The organism is Caulifigura coniformis (genome assembly GCF_007745175.1).
Lineage (GTDB): Bacteria > Planctomycetota > Planctomycetia > Planctomycetales > Planctomycetaceae > Caulifigura > Caulifigura coniformis.
Genome location: NZ_CP036271.1, coordinates 5,541,985 through 5,560,334, shown reverse-complemented (window position 1 = coordinate 5,560,334; position 18,350 = coordinate 5,541,985). Strand labels below are relative to the sequence as shown.

Below are 18,350 nucleotides of genomic sequence, written 5' to 3'. Positions count from 1 at the left end.
GGAACAGCGACGCGGGCCGCTTCAGATCAACGCGTGGTGACTCGTTTCGGCGCAGGAGGCTGCCGCACCACGCGATTGGTAAAGCCCGGCAGCGCCACCCCGCCGGCTGTGCGATTGACCTGCGAAACGACCATCGCGTCCTTGCCGTCCAGCTGGTAACTCACGGTGACCGCCATCCGGGCGCCGTCGCCGGTGACTCCATTCAGCCCTACCGAAGACCTGTCGGCATCAATCGTCCACCAGCCGTCGGCCGCCCCTCCATCGGCGCTGAAGACCCAGGAACGGAACTGGCCGCGCTCAGCATCCCAGCCGATGCGATGGCTCCCCTTCAAAACTTCTCCGGTCGACTGCGTCGACGAAAACTGGCTGACGAGGAAGTTGCCATCCTCGGACCACTCCCACTCGGTATCGACGATCGAACCATCCGATTCCTGACGCCACCGGCCGACCAGCCACGCCAGCGTTTTCAACCGTTCGTGCGGAGATGCGATTCCGGAAGCGATCTCACGAATGCTGGCCATTTGCCAGCTGCCATCGGCCTGCCGGGCGTGAGTGGCGACGTACCTCGTATGCGTCACCGCCCCGGCGGTCTCAGGAGTGAACGTCGACACTCCTTCCTCGACAAGCACGGAGTCGGCGATAGGGCGAATGGAAATGACTTCGACCGCCACCTTTCCCCGGGGCCTTGCCGCGAAGTGCGCCGCGAACTCTGCCTCAATGGCCGCGCGACCGTGGAAGACGACTCCGTCGCTGTCGACGTACTCCGCCTCTTTGGTGAAAAGTGCGCCGACCGCCGCAGGGTTGCCCTTCTCGACCGCCTTGCCGAAGTGGTCGACAGATTCGGCGACGATCTTCGCCAGTGCGGCAGCATCGGGTTCCGCGGCGACGAGCGGCAGGCTGAGAAAACAGCCCAGTAGCCCTGACACCAGTAAGCGACATCGCATCGAATCGTCCTCCTCAAGCCATCGGGCAACGACGGCCCGACTATACCCACCGCCCCACCACCAGCCCAAGTCACCGGAAAAGGGTTCGCCATCCTCATCAAGTCTGTGATCCGGTTGTGAAGAAAATGCAGACGCTGCGCAAAGAACGAGTTCGGCGCCGACTCAATTCCTCAACGCGGAAAAGACGCACACGGCCTCGACCGTGACTACACTCCCTCGTCAAACCGACAGGAGCCAACGTGCAGATCTGGGTCGATGCGGACGCATGTCCGGCCGCAGTCAGGGAACTTCTTCTGAAGGCCGCCGTTCGAACCGAGACGCGGACGACCTTCGTCGCGAACCAGATTCAGCGCGTCCCCAACTCTCCCTGGCTCGACAGCCTCCTCGTGCCGGGCGGCATGAACGTGGCGGATCGGCGGATCGTCGAACTGCTGTCGGCCGGAGATCTCGTGATTACGGCCGACATTCCTCTCGCAGCCGATGCCGTCGCCAAAGGAGCGACTGTGATTGATCCGCGGGGAACGCTCTACACGGAAGCGAATATGGGGGAACGGCTCGCCATGCGCAACCTCATGGACGAGATGCGGGGCGCCGGACAGATCGTCCGTGGGCCGTCCAACTTCACTCCGCGGGATCGCCAGGCGTTTGCGAATCAGCTCGATCGCTGGCTGGCGGCGAGCAGGAAGTCGCGCGGCGCGTGACTTCATTCGGGCGGTTTGAGGTCAATCACCCTGCTCCCGGCTTCCTCGCCGACATGGTCCCACAGGAGATACCGGACGTCGTGGCGGGCGAGCTGGGCAATGACCTGCTGGAAGCGGTCCGCCGTGGAGACGCTGAGGACACCGATTTGAGTCGCCCCCTCCTGTAGCAGCAGTTCTCCCGCCTCGCAGGCGAGCTCGCGGCTCGAATAGCCAATGGCCGCCTTGCCGTCGGCGTGCATGGAAACAAGGGGCCGCCCGTTTCTGCCGAGCAGGTAGACCGGGAACTGGGGCTGAAATGCCAGAAGCGGTTGTGGCTGTCGCACGACACCTGTCTTTCATGTCGGCCCGGAACAGAACCGGCGATTGCTCGCCGAATCGCATCCTAGCCATTTCGAGAGCGATCGGCGCAGGCGAAGCAGAATTCGTGTCTCCGTCCGTCGCCATTGATCGAAGGCGTGAAAGCCAGTCCCGGAGCGGCCGCCTCACCGGAACAGGCTCTCACGTTTGATCGCCGCGATCTCAGAACTCTCCAATCACCTCATTGCCCGACCGCGTCGACAGCCCTCGCCACAGCGAAAGGTCGACAGAATTGCTGACAAAGCGGCAGGAGCCGTCACCCAGCAGGACGTTCGCCCCTCCGGCGTGCATGCTGCGAGCGGCCTTCCAGCCGGGATTACTATGCCGGATACAGTCGGGTCGCGCGTCGTTGGGGCCGTAGTAGTGGTTGTACAGCCCGTACGGAATCGCTCCGTCCGCCCAGGCGCGGCCCCGGGTCGTGCTGAACGCCGTGGCGGTGGCATTGTTGCACGCCGCGTCCGAAAGCTCCGTGCCGGTCGGAATGCTGATGTAGACCCGCTGCGGATTCACCGGCCCACTCGTTGGATTCGCAGTTCCCTCGCCGAGAGTGCTTTCGGACATGACGGCGGTATTGCTGAGACCGTCGGTGAAGTCACGGAACCGGACCTGCGAGTTCACGAAAAAGGCGCCGTCCGAGTTGTCCGCGTATCCCCCGTTTGATCCCGATCCGGTCGACGAGACGTAGTTCGTCGGAGCCCAGGCCTCGAGCAACTTGCGGCCATGGTCGCTGGGACAAAGAAACAGTGGGACGACTGTCGCCACGGCCGCACGGTTGACCGGAAAGACGGAATAGGGCGGGTTGTAACCGGGCCCACCGATCATCGGATATGAGAAGTCGATCGAGTTGTAGATGTTCGACTGGTCGAGATAGGGAGTGAGGTGCGCGAGAACGGACCAGCGATAGTGAGCAGCGGGCACTCCGACGGGATCACCGGGCCAGGGAGCAACCAGATAGCCGAACGGAAGTGTGCCGAGAGAATCGTGATAGTTGTGAAGCGCCAGTCCAAGCTGCTTCAGGTTGTTGCGGCAGCTCATTCGCCGGGCCGCCTCTCGGGCCTGCTGCACGGCCGGAAGGAGCAGCGCCACGAGAATCGCGATGATGGCGATCACCACGAGCAGCTCAATGAGCGTGAATGCAGAGAGTCGCCGGGTGAACGGACGGTGGTGGTTGAACGGCGGACCGGGACGGGGTCTCGAGAAACGGGGGCGTAAATCAGACATCGATGTATTCCATGAGAAAGCACGACCGTGCAAACGACGACGAAAGCGTCGACGCCATCCGGAACGGGGCCCTTGGCCGACGCCCGGAGCGGCGCGCACCTTCACTGTGCCGCGTGCCGTGCTGGGAGAGTTGAAGAGAACCTTCAGCAACGAAACGTCACGCTGCCATCCACCTCGGTGGAGGAACGGGCGGCCTGTCGCGGCGCCGAGAGCCGGGAAACGCGGTCTCCCGGAGCGCAACGGAAAGAAGGTCCAGAGGGCGCGAGCGCCGAAAGGCAGGGCGACCGAGCAAGGGGAGCATGAGCCCCAGCAGACACCAACTGACTCCGCCGGAGGTCACCAGCTGTAACCCCGAGAGGACGCTCGTGCCGTGCGGAGTCTCGGCCGCGCCGCCCGTTTCCGCAGATGACGCCGAAGCGACTTCAACGCCGCGCTCCCAGAGGGTGATCTCCCACCCCAGGATCAGAATGTGGACATGCCAGCCATCGTGCCGCTTTTCCGGGACGGCCCCGTGCTCGACATGCGCGTGCCTGTGAGGATGGGAATGGCCGTGCGAGTGCGAGTGGCTGTGGCTGTGGCTGTGGGCAGCTCGATGCTGGCCTGCGTGAGAATGGACTAGGTCACCGGCGTGCCGATGTCGGATCACGACCAGGCACGTTGTGAGCAGCGTGGCCAGACAAGCCGCCGCCGTAAGCCAGGTTGTCCGGGCACGCCGCACAGTCACATTTCGGAAGAACTTGGCTGACGAGCTGCTGAGAGTAGAAACGAATCGGGAATCTAGCGGTTCAGGCAGCCCGCATCGATCCCCCGGAGTTTGAAAAAGCGGTTCAGAACGACGCCTCAATCGCTCCTCCGAGTGGTCTCAGCCCAACGTGTCAGGACCGCCATCGACGCGCGGAGAAAGAAAAACCACAAGACAGATAACGAGACGCAACCACATACACAAAAACAGATTACAGCAATTCAACACAGTCAACCGTGCTCACACCTGGCGCGGAATCGCGGTTTCTGACGGAATTTCCGATCAATTCAGTTGTTGTTTGTGTCCGACAATTATATCACCATCAAAGTGTTACTTATTTTCCTCGGACACGTCTCATGAACACTGCACGCCGCCACATTCGTCGCCCAGGCTTCACCCTCATCGAGCTGCTGGTCGTGATCGCCATCATCGCGATCCTCATCGCCCTGCTCCTCCCCGCCGTCCAGCAGGCACGCGAAGCCGCCCGCAGGACCCAGTGCAAGAACAACCTCAAGCAGCTCGGACTGGCCCTCCACAACTACGAAAGCACCGCCCGCGTCTTCCCCATCGGATTCCTCGATGTGCTCAGCACGAACACCGCAGCCCGGGATGGCGGCTGGGCCTGGGATTCCTACCTCCTCCCCTACCTCGATCAGGCGCCGCTCTACAACACCTTCAACTTCCACTACCACCCGTTCGGTACCGGCGCGGATCCGGCCGGAAACAATGTTCGTGGCGTCGCCACCTCGCTCCCGGGCTTCAAGTGCCCGTCTGACGTGAAGCCCGACACCCGGCCCGTCAATCAGAACAACGCCAACGGAACCAGCGCTCTCGCCACCACCAGCTACGTCGGAAACCTCGGCGCTTTCGACGGCGATCCCTGCGTGAACACTGCCGTCTTCGTGACGGTGCCGGCCCGCAACAATGGCCTTCTCGTCGTCAACAAAACCCGCCGCATTGCCGAGGTGACCGACGGCACGTCCAACGCCATTGCGATCGGCGAAGTCTACTGGCAGCCGCAGATCACCATCGGCTCCACAAACTACGGCTCGGAGCGCAACTACCAGTTCGGAAACATCACGACGGCCGGTGGCCCCAACTGCAACCAGGTCGGCCCAGCGACCAACGGCCCCTTCAACCATCTGCGGTCCGCACGCAAGAAGCTGAATGGCCCGCTGATCGGCGGAGACGTCCACCGCGCCTTCCACAGCCTGCACGTCGGCGGTGCTCATTTTCTCCTGACGGACGGATCGGTCCGGTTCATCAGCGAGAACATCGACCACACCAACACAAATATCGGCGGCTCCGACGCCAACCTCAATGGACCTTACGGCAGCTATCAGCGCCTGGCCGCCATCAACGATGGCCAGGTTCTCGGCGAATACTGACTCGGGTCCTGTTCTCTCCGTCCTGTTTCCCGTGGAGAAGGACCGGGCCGCATCTTCACTCCTGCGGCCCGGTCTTTTTTTCTCAGATGTGAATCCCTTCCATGCTCAAGCACATTCTCCTGCTGTCGGTCACTCTCGTTCCCGTGTTGTCCGGATGCGGATCCGATGGTCCTCCGCTCGGCGCCGTGACCGGTCGGGTGACGCTCGATGGCAAGCCCATTCCCGGAGCGGTCCTCACGTTCGTTTCCCAGGCGGACGGAGGCTCGCCTTCTTACGGCGGCACGGACGACGATGGCCGCTACACGCTGATGTTCACGAACTCAAAGTCGGGCGCGCTGGTCGGCGATCACATCGTGCAGATCGAGACGACGAAGGTCTCGGCCGCGGAAGCGAAGGAACTCGTCGCCCAGGGAATGTCCGCCCCGCCGAGTTTTGTCGCCATTCCGAAGAAGTACAAAAAGCCGGGAGCCCTCGTCGCCAGGGTGGCCAAAGGGGGAAACACGATCGACTTCGAACTGACATCCAAGTGAAGACCTGGCGATCATTGCCCAGGCGACCTCGCCGCGGCCCAGCCGGATGTTCGCACCGGTGGTCTTTTCCGCAGTGGAGCCGAAGTGTCACCGCCCGGATCAGGCCGCCGCGTCAGATTCCAAGCCCCTCGTCGAACGCTTCCGACCGCAGGGCCGCCTGCGAAATATTGCTGCCGGCCTGCACGCTCGTGGTCAGCCAGACATTCCCGCCGATCACCGATCCGCGGCCGACCCGGATCGGGCCAAGCAGGGTCGCCCCTGAGTAAATCGTGACGTCGTCTTCGACGATCGGATGGCGGGACGTGACGTGGTCAGCGTCGTGACGTTCCTGCAGCGACCGGCTTCGCGCTCCCAGCGTGACTCCGTGATACAGATGGACGCGATCGCCGATGATCGACGTCTCGCCGATCACGACGCCCGTCCCGTGGTCGATGAAGAAGCTCTCGCCGATCGTCGCCCCGGGGTGGATCTCGACCCCGGTGAGCGAATGGGCGATCTCCGAAATCATGCGAGCGATCAGGCAAGCCCCCCGTCGATGCAGGGCGTGCGCGATCCGGTGGTGCATGACAGCCCTGACCCCGGGATAGCAGGCAAGCACTTCATCGACGCTTCGGGCCGCAGGATCCGATTCGTAGGCGGCACGAATGTCGGTATCGAGCACGGCCCGAATTGACGGCAGGTCGGCCGCGAAATTCCGGACGAGTTCAATCGCCTTCTGCCGGGCCTCCTCGAGCCCGTTCCCGTCGGAATGAACGAATCGATACTCCTGGACGACCTGTTCCACCAGTTCGCGAAGCGCCTGATCGAGCGTATGGCCGACATAGAAATCGACGCTCTCGTCTTTGAGCTCTCGCGCGCTCAGGCGGTTCGGAAACAGCGCCGCGCACACCTGGTCCACAATGCTGGTGAGTGTCCGGCGCGACGGCAGTTTCGCAGGGCATCCGAGGCGTTTGCGGGCGGCCAGGGAGGCGTCCCGCAGTTGCCGCAGGGACACGACGATCTCGTCCAGTCGCCAGTCGTAAAGGACTTCTGAAGAACTGTCGGCGGGACGCGTCGGGAGAGGCATGGGGATGAGTGGCCGGAACTGGGAGGCACCGAAGAACGTCGAGGCTCATGTTGCCATCTCGACGACGCCAGTTGGATTGTTTCTGCGCGGAACCTACAAAAAGAAATGGGCGGTTCACACCGGCGTCGGGAAGTGGCCCCGGTCTGATTCGAACAGACGGCCTTCTGTGTGTAAGACAGACGCTCTAACCAGCTGAGCTACGGGGCCAGATTGGGAACCTTCGTGCTCGACAGCACGGATCGCCTCGCGGAGAGGATACCGTCCCGTCAACACATCGCTTCCTGCCTTGGGATCGTGCCTGGCTGCCGGATTGGTGACTCCGCGACTGAGGCCGCCGCTGCGAAAACTTGCGAAGGCGCCCCCTGACTCAGACCTGTGGGCCAGGCACGTCGGGAGTATCAGGCCATCGCCGCTTCCCTGCAAGCCGGTCCTTGACCCGTTGAAGCGAAGTTCAGACAGGAGACGTGGCCGACAGGTTCACGCGCACAAACCGCGTGATGACTTCGGCGTCAGGAGATGCCCAAAGCAAGGAACGAAGCGCCCCCATCCGAGGCCCGCCCCGATGGCTTCCTGCTGACACAAAATCTTGACTCATCCGAACGGACAGGTGACGATGAGAGTCAGTATTGCATCTCTATTCCTGGACAGGGCCGAATCTCCATGTTTCCTCTTCGGCAGTCCCATCGCCGGCAGTTGCTGGTTCTGACACTCCTCACCGTTGCGCTCGGCCAGTCTGGTCGTGCGGCCCAGAAGCCTCCGGCGGTGGCGCCGGGCGGCAATCCTGCTGGCGGAAATCCCGCAAGTCCGTATGGCGCGCCTGGCGGGAACCCTGCAGGGGGCAACGCTCCGGCAGGCCCCTATGCGGCGCCGGGCAGCAAGCCCGCGGCTCCGAAGGAGGCAGCGGAGAAACCGGCCGAGAAAAAAGAGGTCGAGCGAGTACCCGTCAAGCTCGACATCAAGCACGTCGGGCGGCCGCTGGGGAAGGAACTGGATGTCTCGTCGCGCTACTACGTGTGGTCGGACCCCGATGGCTGGCACATCCGGTCGGCCTGCAAGAGCGGCTACTTCGCAGGCTTCCAGGGCGAAATCACAGCAATCAACGGCACGTTCGAGAAGATTCGCCCGATTGCCCTGGAAGCCAAAGGCGCTCACCCCGATTCCTGGTTGCTCAACCCGGAACGCACGACGCTGAAGTTCACGATGCACACCGGCGACAAACCAGATGGTTTCGACTTCACCATCAAGGGGAAGGACGCCAGCCTCACGTTCGACCTGAAGATCGGCAACAAGGAACGGCCGAAGCAGATCTTCATCGGCTACGACAATCTTCACCCGCCGAAGTCCTTCTTCGAATTCCCGGCGAAACATTGAGCCGCTGGCGAGCCATGCGCGCCCGGCCGGGGCGGTCTTTTGCCCCGCGGCCCCGAAGGGATGATCCAGGCGGGCCGGCGTACCGTTATACGTCACATGACTCCGCATCGAGACTGGCACAGGAGCACGACGCAGGAGGCTCCGCACACGCAGCCGGAAGCCGAACGCGGGTGGCTCAAGGCCGTCGCCCTGTTCTGTCTGGGAGCCGGCGTTTCATCGGGATACGGCTTCGCCCAGGGGGCGATCATCCCAAGCATCTTCGCCCTCGCGATCGGCTGCTCAGGCCTGCTGGTCCTGAGTTCGATGCAGTGGCTTGAGGGCTGAACGAACGTCGCCGCCAGACTGAAACGCAGTGAAGCCCGCCGAACTTCGCCGGCCTCGACGGAATTGACCCTCGATTCCGTCCAGCTAGAATCGCCGATTCGCCTTTGCACGAGTTTTGCGTCGCACATCCGGGAAGGGGTTCAGTGCAAGTTCAGATCGCTTGTCGACATGGAAGTCTTCGGCCCGACGTTCAGGAAGCGGTCGTCCGAAAGGCCGAGAAACTCCTGACCTACTTTGAACGGGTTACTGCCATCAACCTTGCGTTCGATCTCGCCGCCGACCTGGTGAAGTGCGAGATCCTGGTCGACGCCGAGCACAAGCACAATTTCGTTGCCCACGGCGAAGGCCCGGACGGACAGACGTCATTCGACCAGGCGCTGCACCGGATGGAGCAGCAGGTCAAGCGATACAAGGAGAAGGTGCAGGATCATCGCCGCGACCGGCCCCTCGGCCAGCTCGCTGGCGAGGCCGAGCCGTCAGATTGACAAGCCGTTGCCCGAGGAAGCGGTTGTAGCATCCGGGCATGCAGGCGATGACGGGGTTCCCCCAATGGGGGTGTTCGCTGGTTGCGTCACCCCCGCGAGCCGCCTTACCATTCAACGTTTTTCAACAGACACTTCGCGCGGTCCTGAACTGGCTGGATCACCGCCGAACTGTTTCCAAGCGGCAGGCCCCCGATTCAATGGCGGCCGCTTTCCTGGGAGTGAGGAATGAAGCTGAGCGATTTTATTGTTGCGGACGCGGTGATCCCGGAGCTCAAGGCAAGCACCAAGGAAGAAGCGATTCGCGAAATGGTGGCCAGCCTGGTGAAGACCGGGCATGTCTCCACCGAGCATGAGCCGACGATCGTCGGCGCCATCATGAAGCGCGAAGAGCTCGGGTCGACCGGCATCGGCCGCGGCGTTGCCGTTCCCCACACCAAGCACGCGTCCGTCGGCTCGCTCATCGCCACCGTCGCGATTTCGGCGAACGGCCTCGACTTCTCGAGCCTGGACGGCGAAGACGTCTACATCCTGTTCCTCCTCGTCTCTCCGCCCGATCGCCCCGGCGACCACCTTCGCGGCCTGGAGACCATCACCCGGCACCTGAAGAGCGACGATTTCTGTCGCTTCCTGCGCCAGTCGCGAACTCGCGAAGCCATCGTGGATTTGCTGAAGGAAGTCGACTCGCACGCCTGATCGTCGCTTCTCCAGCCTCCTGCGGAGAAGCCACCCGTCGGTCGTGCAGTCGCGCACCGGGGCGTCCACCTCAGTGCGGTCGGCGCGTCGGTGGGTAGACAGCCAGCCGGAAAGCGAAGGACGCATTGGCGTTGCGCTAACTCGCCTTGGTCCCAGTAGAGTGCATTCCAAATCTTTCCATGAGCGATGAAGTCGTCATTCGCCGAGAGGTCACGGTTCAGCTGAAAGATGGACTCCATATGAGTCCCCTTTCACAGATCAACCGTCTGGCCTGCGCATTTGACGGCCCCGTCACAATCGTGCGGGATGAATTCATCGCCGACGCGAAATCGATGCTCGACCTGTTGCAGTTAAATGCAACGCACGGGACGATGCTCGTCCTGGAAGTCCGCGGCCGGCAGGCAGAGAGCCTGATTGAAGGAATGGAGCGATTGATCGCCCAGGAGCCGGAGCGGTAGCCCCACGCCCTCCGTTACCGGACGTTCACTTCAGCCGCCTGCCATGCTTGTCAAACGAGGCATCGCCGTAGCGCCGGGAATCGCGATCGGCCCGGCGCTGATCCTCGGGGCGGACGTGTTTCGCATCCCGCAGCGGTTCGTCAGCGTCGATGCCGTCGATTCGGAACTCGATCGACTGCGCGTCGCGCTCAACGCGGCGTGCCACGAAATCGAGCACAACGAACAGCTCGCCCGGGAGCATCTCGGCGAACAGTACAGCGGCATCTTCGCCGCTCATCTGCAGCTTCTTCGCGATCCCAAGCTCGTCGGCGAAATTGAAGGGCTCGTCAGCAATCGCCACTATTCGCCCGAGTATGCGTCGAGCTTCGTGCTGAAGCGACACGCCCGCCAGCTGCAGAACCTGGGCAACAAGTATCTGGCCGAGCGGGTCCACGATCTTCTCGATCTCGAACGCAACCTGACTCGGCACCTCCTGGGCGAGCGTCGCGGAGAACTCGAGCACATCAATCAGCCCGTCATCGTGCTGGCTCACAATCTCACGCCGAGCGAAACAGCCAACCTGAATCGCAACTTCGTCCACGGATTCGCAACGGAAGTCGGTGGCCACACAAGCCATACGGCGATTCTGGCGGGCGCGCTCGAAATCCCGGCGATCGTCGGAATCGGGTCGTTCCTGAATGAGATCTCCGGCGGCGAAACGGTGATCATCGATGGCCACCAGGGCGAGGTCATCATCGAGCCTGACGAAGCGACGCTCATCGAGTATCGCGAGGCCGAAAAGGAAGCGACGACCAAGCGGGCCAAACTTCGCTCCCAGGGAGCCGGAGAAGCGATCACCAAGGACGGCGTCCGGATCCACATCTCAGGCAACATCGAGTTTCCCGACGAGGCCGAGCACTGCGTGGAACTGGGGGCGGACGGCATCGGCCTGTACCGGACCGAGTTCCTGTACATGGAATCCAACGCGCATCGCACGGAAGAAGAGCACTTCCAGGCGTACTGCCAGGTCGTTCGCACGATGGGCGAACGGCCGGTCGTCATCCGCACGCTCGACCTCGGGGCCGACAAGGTCCCCGGGATGATGAAGGACGTCTTTTCCGACGCCACCAACCCCGAGCTCGGCCTGCGGAGCATCCGGGTCTGCCTGGCTGACCTGAAGCTGTTTCGCACGCAATTGCGGGCAATTCTCCGCGCGGCCGTGGAAGGGGACGTGCGGATCATGTTCCCGCTTGTGGCGTCTCTGACGGAACTCCGGCAGGCGCGGATGCTGCTCCGGGACGTCGTGGAAGACCTCGAGGATCAGGGAATTCCGTTTCGGCGGGATGTCCCGGTCGGAATGATGGTGGAAGTCCCGTCAGCCGCGATCCGGGCCGAAGAATTCGCCCGGGAAGTCGACTTCTTTTCCATCGGCACGAACGACCTGATCCAGTACACTCTCGCGGCCGATCGCTCGGACCCGGCAGTGGCGAAGTATTACAACACGGCGGATCCGGCGATCCTGAAACTGATCCGCATGGTGGTGACGGCCGCGGCAGACGCCCGCATTCCGGTCACTGTCTGCGGACAGATGAGTTCGGATATTAAGTTTGTTCCCTTGCTGATCGGGATGGGCCTCCGGCACCTCAGCGTGACCCCGCAGGCAGTCCCGGTGCTCAAGGACCTCGTTCGCAACATGACGATCGGTCAGGCGGAAGAGATTGCGAAGCGGGTCGCCGATTTTGAGATCGCACGCGACATCGAGTCGTACCTGAGAGGCGAATTGAAGAAGTTAAGCCCGGATTCCGCGGGATAAAAACCGTCGGGGCGGGCCCGTTGGAGTTCAGCCTTCAGGCTGCCCGTCGCAGGCTGAAGCCTGAACTCCAACAGACCGAAAACACGTTCCATTTGAGAACAGAGTGCTTCTGCTTTCCACGACCGTCCGAGAGCACACGGCCTTCCTGGCCGCCGACGGTGATGATGCGCACCTGCCGACTGACTCCCGACCCGCTGCCGCCGCTTCTCCAGCCGGCAGCAACATGGTCTCTGAATGTTTCGTCCAGTCTCGCGCCGCACGTGCGGCGTTGGAGCGGCGATTGAGCAGCGGCGGCGACCGATCATCCACCGTCAATTTCCCGGGGTTCCGCGAACCTGCGGCTCCGTCTCGGTACGACATTCCGGAATCGCCCTTCACGGCCCGCAGCTCGCGGTCCACACAGGCGCTGAACGGGAACGGCAGTCACTTTGTTCGCCACTTCAACCCTTCAAAGGCGAACAATGAAGAAGGAAATGCTGATCAACGTGCTGCAGCCCGAAGAGAGCCGCATCGCGATTGTTGAGGATGGAGTCCTCGAAGAGCTTTACGTCGAACGCACAAGCGCCGAGAACCTGGTCGGCAACATCTACAAGGGCCGGGTCGTCAATATCGAGCCGTCGATTCAGGCGGTGTTCGTCGATTTCGGCGTCGGGCGCAACGGCTTTCTCCACGTCAGCGACGTGGAGTACCAGTACTACAAGCATCTCGTGCCCGACGACGAGGCCCAGATGCGCAACAACCCGAAATTCAACGAGCGCAGCGCCCGCAACAAGCCGCAGATCCAGGACATCTTCCAGCGCGGCAGCGAGGTGCTGGTGCAGGTGATCAAAGAGGGCATCGGCACCAAAGGACCGACGCTCTCGACCTATATCAGCATTCCGGGACGCTACCTGGTGCTCATGCCCGGCCTCCAGCGGGTCGGCGTGAGTCGCAAGATTGAAGACGACGACGTCCGCCGGAAGCTCCGTCGCGCCCTGCGCGACATCCAGCCCCCCGAAGGCCTCGGATTCATCGTCCGGACCGCCGGCGTCGACCGCACCCCCGAAGACCTGCAGCGCGACCTGAGCTTCCTCGTCCGCCTGTGGGGCAACCTGGTCGCCCGCATCAAGAAGACCCAGTCGCCCGTCGACATCTACAAAGAAACGGACATGATCACCCGGACCATCCGGGACATCTATACGTCCGACATCGAAACCATCTGGATCGATGAACCGGAAGCCCTCGAACGCGCCCGCGACTTCATGCAGGCCGTCCTGCCCAAGGCCGTCGAACGCATTCGGCTGTACGACGGCAAGGAACCGATCTTCCACAAGTACAACATCGAAAAGGAAATCGAGAAGATCCACAGCCGGCGCGTTCCGCTCGAAGGAGGCGGCTCGCTGGTGATCGACCAGACGGAAGCCCTCGTCGCGATCGACGTGAACAGCGGCAGCTTCCGCATGGACGACAACGCCGAGGTCAACGCCTACAAGGTTAACCTCAACGCGGCCGAGGAAATCGCCCGACAGATCCGCCTCCGCGACCTCGGCGGCGTGATCGTCAACGACTTCATCGACATGCGCGACGAACGGCATCGCCGGGGCGTCGAGCGGCGTCTGCGTGAGTGCGTCGAACGCGACCGCGCCCGGACGAAGGTTCTGCGGATCAGCCCGTTCGGCCTGATCGAGATGACGCGCCAGCGCATCCGGCCGTCGCTCCGCCGCAGCGTTTATGAAGATTGCCCTTGCTGCCGGGGCGTCGGACAGGTGAAAACGGCAGAAAGCATGGCGATTGAGGTCATGCGGACGCTGATGACCAATGCCAGCCATCCGGATGTCCGGCGGGTGATCCTGGAAGTCGAGCAGCGGGTCGCTGACTACCTCATCAACCGTAAACGCCGTGCCATCACGAAGTTAGAAGAAGAATACAACGTCACCGTCACGATCCAGATGGGGCTGCACGTCAGTCCGGAGCATCTGAGCGTGAAATGTTTGAACGAAATCGGCGGGGAAGTCGCGATTCTGCCGACTGGAGACTCGTATTCCCGACGTTGAGTCGTTAGATTTTCGCGTTCCGTTTTCTGTCCGGCCGGATATTGAGACTGGCTGGAATCTCGTTTCGTCGACGGGCTGTCGGCGTTCCCAGAGTCGGTGTTCATCGAGGTAAGGCGTCGTGTCGAGCGTGTTTGCAATTCTGGAAGATGGCGGCCGCCAGTACCGCGTTGCCCAAGGCGACAAGGTGCAGATCGATTTGCGCGAAGGCGTGAATGCTGGCGATGCACTGACCTTCGACAAGGTGCTGTTGGCCAACGGAGGCGGCGACAGCATCCTGGGTGTTCCGGCGATCTCCGGCGCGACCGTGTCGGCCAAGGTCGTTGAAGCGATCTTCAAGGGACCGAAACTGGAAATCCAGAAGATTCGCCGCCGCCACAACTCGCGGCGTCACACTGGTCACCGGCAGAAGCACACCGTCGTCGAAGTGACCGGGATCTCCGTCCCGGGTCTGAAGATCGTCGAGACCAAAGAGCCCGCTGCCGAGAAGGCCGCGAAGTAATCGGCCGCCGGCGTTGGAGCCGGCGCGTTCCATCGAACAATCGTGAGTTTGACGCCGCACGATTCAAGCGGCGCCTTCAGAAGGACAGTGAGGAATGGGTCGTTACACCGGTCCCAAGGCCCGAGTCAATCGCCGCCTCGGTTTCATGGTCTTCGAAAACGCCGGTGCCATTCGCGCGGCGGAGAAGAAGGAATATCCGCCCGGCATGTCGCAGCGGCGGCGGAAGGTGTCGAACTACGGCCTCGCCCTCACCGAGAAACAGAAGATTAAGTACTTCTACGGCCTGCGCGAGACGCAGCTGCGGCGGTACTTCGGCATCGCCAAGCGGACCAAGGGAAACACCTCGGCCAACCTGATGATCCTCTGCGAGCGGCGGCTGGATAACGTCATCCGCCGCGCCGGCTTTGCCCAGACCCGTCCTCAGGCCCGCCAGGGCGTTGTGCACGCCCACTTCCAGGTCAACGGCAAGACGGTCACCCGTCCGTCGTACTCCGTCCGCCCCGGCGACGTCATCACCCTCCGCAATCGCCCGAATCTCAAGGAGATTTACCGCGAGCGGATGACCAACAAGGCTGGCGAAGACGTCAGCTGGGTTTCGGTCGACGCCGACGAAATGAAGGCCATCGTCACAACCCTCCCCACGAACGACGACGTCAGCCTCCGCGTCGACGTCGGTTCCGTCGTGGCATTCATGTCGCGGTAACGCCTGTCAGATTGCGGCCAACTGCGACAGATCACGCCGGCCTCCCCGGCATGAATCATCGAAAGACCTGCAGCCGCCTTGTGCGGCTGTTTTTATTGGTGGCGACCCGCTGATTGCGGGACAGCGAGGCCCGGCGGAGCCGTCAGCGATAGACTCCAGCGCGACGCGTGCGAGTCGACCGGAAGTGCATCATGTCGAAAACATCACTGAAGCCCTATCCCGCAGCCCTCGTCTTTGGCGTCCCCGGCGCCGGCAAAGGAACCCAGGGCGAAATCCTGTCGCGGATCCCCGGGTTCTTCCACCTCTCCAGCGGCGTCATCTTCCGGAAGCTCGACGCAAAATCGGAAGAAGGGCGCATCGTGCGGGAATACAGCGCCCGCGGCGAACTGGCGCCCGACGAAGTGACCATGCGGATCTTCAAGAACTGGCTGGAAGGCCAGCGCGCGGCCGAACGCTTCCGCCCCCGGGAACATCTCCTGCTTCTCGACGGCATCCCCCGCAACCTCGCCCAGTGCGAGATGCTGAAGCAGATCTGCGATGTGAAACTCGTCATCCACCTGATGTGCGATGACGAAGAAGCCATGATCGACCGCATCCGGCGGCGGGCCGTGCTGGAGAACAGGCCGGACGACGCCAGCGAATCGGTGACGCGCCGGCGCTTCGAGGTCTACCGCCAGGAGTCGCTGCCGGTTCTCAACTACTATCCGAAGTCTCTCATCAAAGACATCGAATCCACCGGCATTCACTCACACGTGCTGCTGGAATGCCTGAAGCACCTGGTTCCGGTGCTGCTCGAGAACTTCCCGCGCGATGAACAGGGCCGGCGAGTGAAGGACTATCCGCTGCCGCCGCTGCCAAAAACACTGGATGGCTGGCGGGCGGATTGAAATGAATCGCCGCGTGAGCAAGTCCTGACTCAACGCCAATGAATCGCCTCCGCGTTGCTCCGCCGCCGATCCAGGGCCACTCGACTGCGCACAGCGCGATTCAGTCCGCCAAAGAACAGAACGCCGTCTGGTGCGAGAGCGTCGACCAGGCAGCGGTGATCGGGCAGGCCGTCATCGGGCTCTCCTGGGACGATGAGCGGGTTACCTTTCAGCTGAGATCCGGCGACACGATGACCGTGCAGGCCGGCCCACCCGGCCCCGTCGTCGAAGTCCAACGGACGGCAACTCTTCGACCGGGAACGAACACGGAGTTGTCGCCCGCGGAAGTGGAGTGCAACGGTCAGGTCTGGACCTGGGACCGGGCGGCCATCTCTCATCGAATCATTGGACGTGAGATCACCCGCCTCTGGTTCACTGACGGCGTTCTGTTCGTCTACCTCGAGGGACGTCTGTGCGTCGACTTTCACTCGTTCGTCGAGTGCGAAACGGGCAGGAGGGTCCTCCTCTGGTCAGAGACGGACTGACACCACCACGCCATCTTCGTTCCCTTCCTGGCCTTCTGTTCCATTCTTTTTTCGAACAGAAGGATAAGGAAGGGCGTTCAGGCAGAGATCGACTTGTCCACCACGAGTCGACGGGAGAATGAGATCCTCGTTTAGAGGCCTCTTCAAGACGACACTTGTGACCCCAGGATGTCGTGCACCACATGCCCGGACACATCGGTGAGACGCTCATCCCGCCCGTTGTGGAAAAACGTCAGCTGCTCGTGATCCATGCCGAGGATCCACAGGATCGTGGCGTGCAGGTCGTGGATGTGGACGGGGTTGGTCTCCGCCCGCAGGCCGATGGGGTCCGTCGCTCCGTACGCGTAGCCGCCTTTGACGCCCGCTCCCGCGAACACCGTCGTGAAGCCCCAGGGATTGTGATCGCGACCGGTCCCCTGCTCGCTCATCGGCATCCGGCCGAACTCGCCCCCCCAGATCACGAGCGTGTCGTCCATCAGCCCGCGCTGCTTCAGGTCGGTCATCAGGGCGGTCACCGGCTTGTCGGTCCGCCCGCACATCATGGTGTGGTTCTCCATGACATCCTTGTGCGCGTCCCAGCCGTTGGTGTCGCCCGAATAGAGCTGGACGAACCGGACGCCCCGCTCGATGAGCCTGCGGGCCAGCAGGCAGCGGGTACCGAACTGCCGCGTCTGCCGGTCGTTGATGCCGTACATCTCCAGCGTGGCCGCCGTCTCGCCTGCCAGATCGACCAGTTCCGGGGCCGCCGTCTGCATGCGGAACGCCAGCTCATAGGAGTTGATGCGGGCCGCCAGTTCGCTGTCTTCGGAGCGATCCGCGAAGTGATCAGCGTTCATCCGCCGCACGAGATCAAGCGCCTTTCGCTGACGGGCCGGACCGACGTTCTCCGGCGGCTGCAGGTGCAGGAGGGGTGACGGCCCGGGGCGCAGCGTCGTACCCTGATATGTCGCCGGCAGATAGCCGCTGCCCCATGCCGGCGGACCTCCCTTGATGCCCCCCGAGGGATCAGGCAGCACCAGGAACGCCGGCAGGTTCTGGTTCTCGCTCCCGAGGCCATAGGCGACCCAGCTCCCCAGGCTCGGCCGGCCCATCAGGATGCTTCCGGTGTTCATCTGATAGACCGACTGCGGATGGTTCACGCTGTCGCCGTGGCAGCTGCGAACCACGCACAGGTCGTCCGCCATCGTCGCCATGTGGGGCAGGAAATCACTGATCTCCAGTCCCGATTCGCCGCGCGGCCGAAACGGCTTCACCGGCCCCAGAAGCGGATTCTTCGCCACCTTCCGCCGCGTCATCACCTCGCCATAGCTGTCTGGAATCGGCTGACCGGCGTATCGGGCCAGATCGGGCTTGGGATCGAACAGGTCGACGTGGCTCGGCCCGCCATGCATGAACAGCGAGATCACCCGTTGGGCGCGCGGGGGGTGATGCGGCTGCTTCGGGGCGAACGGCGACTCGGGCAGCGACTTCCCCGCCCTGGCCTCGTCGTGCAGCATGGCTGCGAGGGCCAGACTCCCGAACCCGCCGCCTGCCTGCGCCAGCCAATGCCGGCGGGAGACGGAGTCGTCATGGCCCGGGACGAACGAAGTCAGCGGCATGAGGGAATCCTGTTCGCAGCTGCGAAGGAAAAGC

The 18,350-nt window shown here is 62.7% G+C and carries 19 protein-coding genes and 1 tRNA gene; 14 read left to right on the top strand and 6 right to left on the bottom strand.

Translation table 11 applies throughout. The annotated features are described in order from the left end of the window. Nucleotides 1–26 precede the first annotated feature (26 nt). Entirely contained in the window at nt 27–944 is a 918-nt protein-coding gene (locus tag Pan44_RS22345) for a YybH family protein (RefSeq protein ID WP_145034001.1), read from the bottom strand. Nucleotides 945–1,183: 239 nt separating this feature from the next. Here Pan44_RS22345 and Pan44_RS22340 point away from each other — a divergent pair, with 239 nt between their 5' ends. After that, entirely contained in the window at nt 1,184–1,645 is a 462-nt protein-coding gene (locus tag Pan44_RS22340; RefSeq protein ID WP_145034000.1) for a YaiI/YqxD family protein, read from the top strand. 2 nt (nt 1,646–1,647) lie between these two features. Here the strand turns inward: Pan44_RS22340 and Pan44_RS22335 are convergent, their stop codons facing one another. Both Pan44_RS22335 and Pan44_RS22330 read right to left on the bottom strand, forming a co-directional pair. Beyond that, a complete protein-coding gene (locus Pan44_RS22335; protein WP_145033999.1) occupies nt 1,648–1,968 on the bottom strand; it encodes a hypothetical protein in 321 nt (106 codons plus the stop codon). A gap of 196 nt (nt 1,969–2,164) precedes the next feature. Continuing rightward, complete coding sequence (locus tag Pan44_RS22330) at nt 2,165–3,223, bottom strand: DUF1559 domain-containing protein (RefSeq protein WP_145033998.1); 1,059 nt, start codon at nt 3,221–3,223, stop codon at nt 2,165–2,167. 1,098 nt (nt 3,224–4,321) lie between these two features. Here Pan44_RS22330 and Pan44_RS22320 point away from each other — a divergent pair. After that, the gene (locus Pan44_RS22320) at nt 4,322–5,353 is read left to right on the top strand and encodes a DUF1559 domain-containing protein (RefSeq protein ID WP_145033997.1); all 1,032 of its coding nucleotides are present in this window, start codon (nt 4,322–4,324) and stop codon (nt 5,351–5,353) included. A gap of 101 nt (nt 5,354–5,454) precedes the next feature. Continuing rightward, nucleotides 5,455–5,883 (top strand): peptidase associated/transthyretin-like domain-containing protein, encoded by a 429-nt coding sequence (locus Pan44_RS22315; protein ID WP_145033996.1) that lies wholly within the window; start codon nt 5,455–5,457, stop codon nt 5,881–5,883. 112 nt (nt 5,884–5,995) lie between these two features. Here the strand turns inward: Pan44_RS22315 and epsC are convergent, their stop codons facing one another. Continuing rightward, complete coding sequence (gene epsC / locus Pan44_RS22310) at nt 5,996–6,949, bottom strand: serine O-acetyltransferase EpsC (protein WP_145033995.1); 954 nt, start codon at nt 6,947–6,949, stop codon at nt 5,996–5,998. A 133-nt stretch (nt 6,950–7,082) separates the two neighbouring features. Then, nucleotides 7,083–7,156 (bottom strand) — tRNA-Val (locus Pan44_RS22305). Between the two features lie 453 nt (nt 7,157–7,609). Here Pan44_RS22305 and Pan44_RS22300 point away from each other — a divergent pair. The 11 genes from Pan44_RS22300 (at nt 7,610) to Pan44_RS22250 (ending at nt 16,718) form a co-directional block, all read left to right on the top strand. Further along, nucleotides 7,610–8,320, top strand: coding sequence for a hypothetical protein (locus Pan44_RS22300; protein WP_145033994.1), 711 nt, complete (start codon nt 7,610–7,612; stop codon nt 8,318–8,320). Nucleotides 8,321–8,416: 96 nt separating this feature from the next. Then, entirely contained in the window at nt 8,417–8,644 is a 228-nt protein-coding gene (locus Pan44_RS22295) for a hypothetical protein (RefSeq protein ID WP_145033993.1), read from the top strand. Nucleotides 8,645–8,787: 143 nt separating this feature from the next. Continuing rightward, nucleotides 8,788–9,129, top strand: coding sequence for an HPF/RaiA family ribosome-associated protein (locus Pan44_RS22290; RefSeq protein WP_145033992.1), 342 nt, complete (start codon nt 8,788–8,790; stop codon nt 9,127–9,129). A gap of 225 nt (nt 9,130–9,354) precedes the next feature. Continuing rightward, entirely contained in the window at nt 9,355–9,822 is a 468-nt protein-coding gene (locus Pan44_RS22285) for a PTS sugar transporter subunit IIA (RefSeq protein ID WP_145033991.1), read from the top strand. A gap of 179 nt (nt 9,823–10,001) precedes the next feature. Next, the gene (locus Pan44_RS22280) at nt 10,002–10,280 is read left to right on the top strand and encodes an HPr family phosphocarrier protein (RefSeq protein WP_145033990.1); all 279 of its coding nucleotides are present in this window, start codon (nt 10,002–10,004) and stop codon (nt 10,278–10,280) included. Between the two features lie 43 nt (nt 10,281–10,323). Then, a complete protein-coding gene (gene ptsP / locus Pan44_RS22275; RefSeq protein ID WP_145033989.1) occupies nt 10,324–12,072 on the top strand; it encodes a phosphoenolpyruvate--protein phosphotransferase in 1,749 nt (582 codons plus the stop codon). A 461-nt stretch (nt 12,073–12,533) separates the two neighbouring features. Continuing rightward, nucleotides 12,534–14,105 (top strand): Rne/Rng family ribonuclease, encoded by a 1,572-nt coding sequence (locus Pan44_RS22270; protein ID WP_145033988.1) that lies wholly within the window; start codon nt 12,534–12,536, stop codon nt 14,103–14,105. Between the two features lie 118 nt (nt 14,106–14,223). Then, a complete protein-coding gene (rplU, locus tag Pan44_RS22265; protein ID WP_231754133.1) occupies nt 14,224–14,604 on the top strand; it encodes a 50S ribosomal protein L21 in 381 nt (126 codons plus the stop codon). Nucleotides 14,605–14,698: 94 nt separating this feature from the next. After that, a complete protein-coding gene (gene rpsD / locus Pan44_RS22260; RefSeq protein WP_145033987.1) occupies nt 14,699–15,307 on the top strand; it encodes a 30S ribosomal protein S4 in 609 nt (202 codons plus the stop codon). A 191-nt stretch (nt 15,308–15,498) separates the two neighbouring features. Further along, nucleotides 15,499–16,194: an adenylate kinase family protein gene (locus Pan44_RS22255; RefSeq protein ID WP_145033986.1), complete on the top strand. Its 696-nt coding sequence runs from the start codon at nt 15,499–15,501 to the stop codon at nt 16,192–16,194. A 38-nt stretch (nt 16,195–16,232) separates the two neighbouring features. Continuing rightward, a complete protein-coding gene (locus Pan44_RS22250; protein WP_145033985.1) occupies nt 16,233–16,718 on the top strand; it encodes a hypothetical protein in 486 nt (161 codons plus the stop codon). A 143-nt stretch (nt 16,719–16,861) separates the two neighbouring features. Here Pan44_RS22250 and Pan44_RS22245 read toward each other — a convergent pair whose 3' ends face one another. Next, nucleotides 16,862–18,316, bottom strand: a complete 1,455-nt coding sequence (locus Pan44_RS22245; RefSeq protein ID WP_145033984.1) for a DUF1501 domain-containing protein — start codon at nt 18,314–18,316, stop codon at nt 16,862–16,864. Nucleotides 18,317–18,350 lie beyond the last annotated feature (34 nt).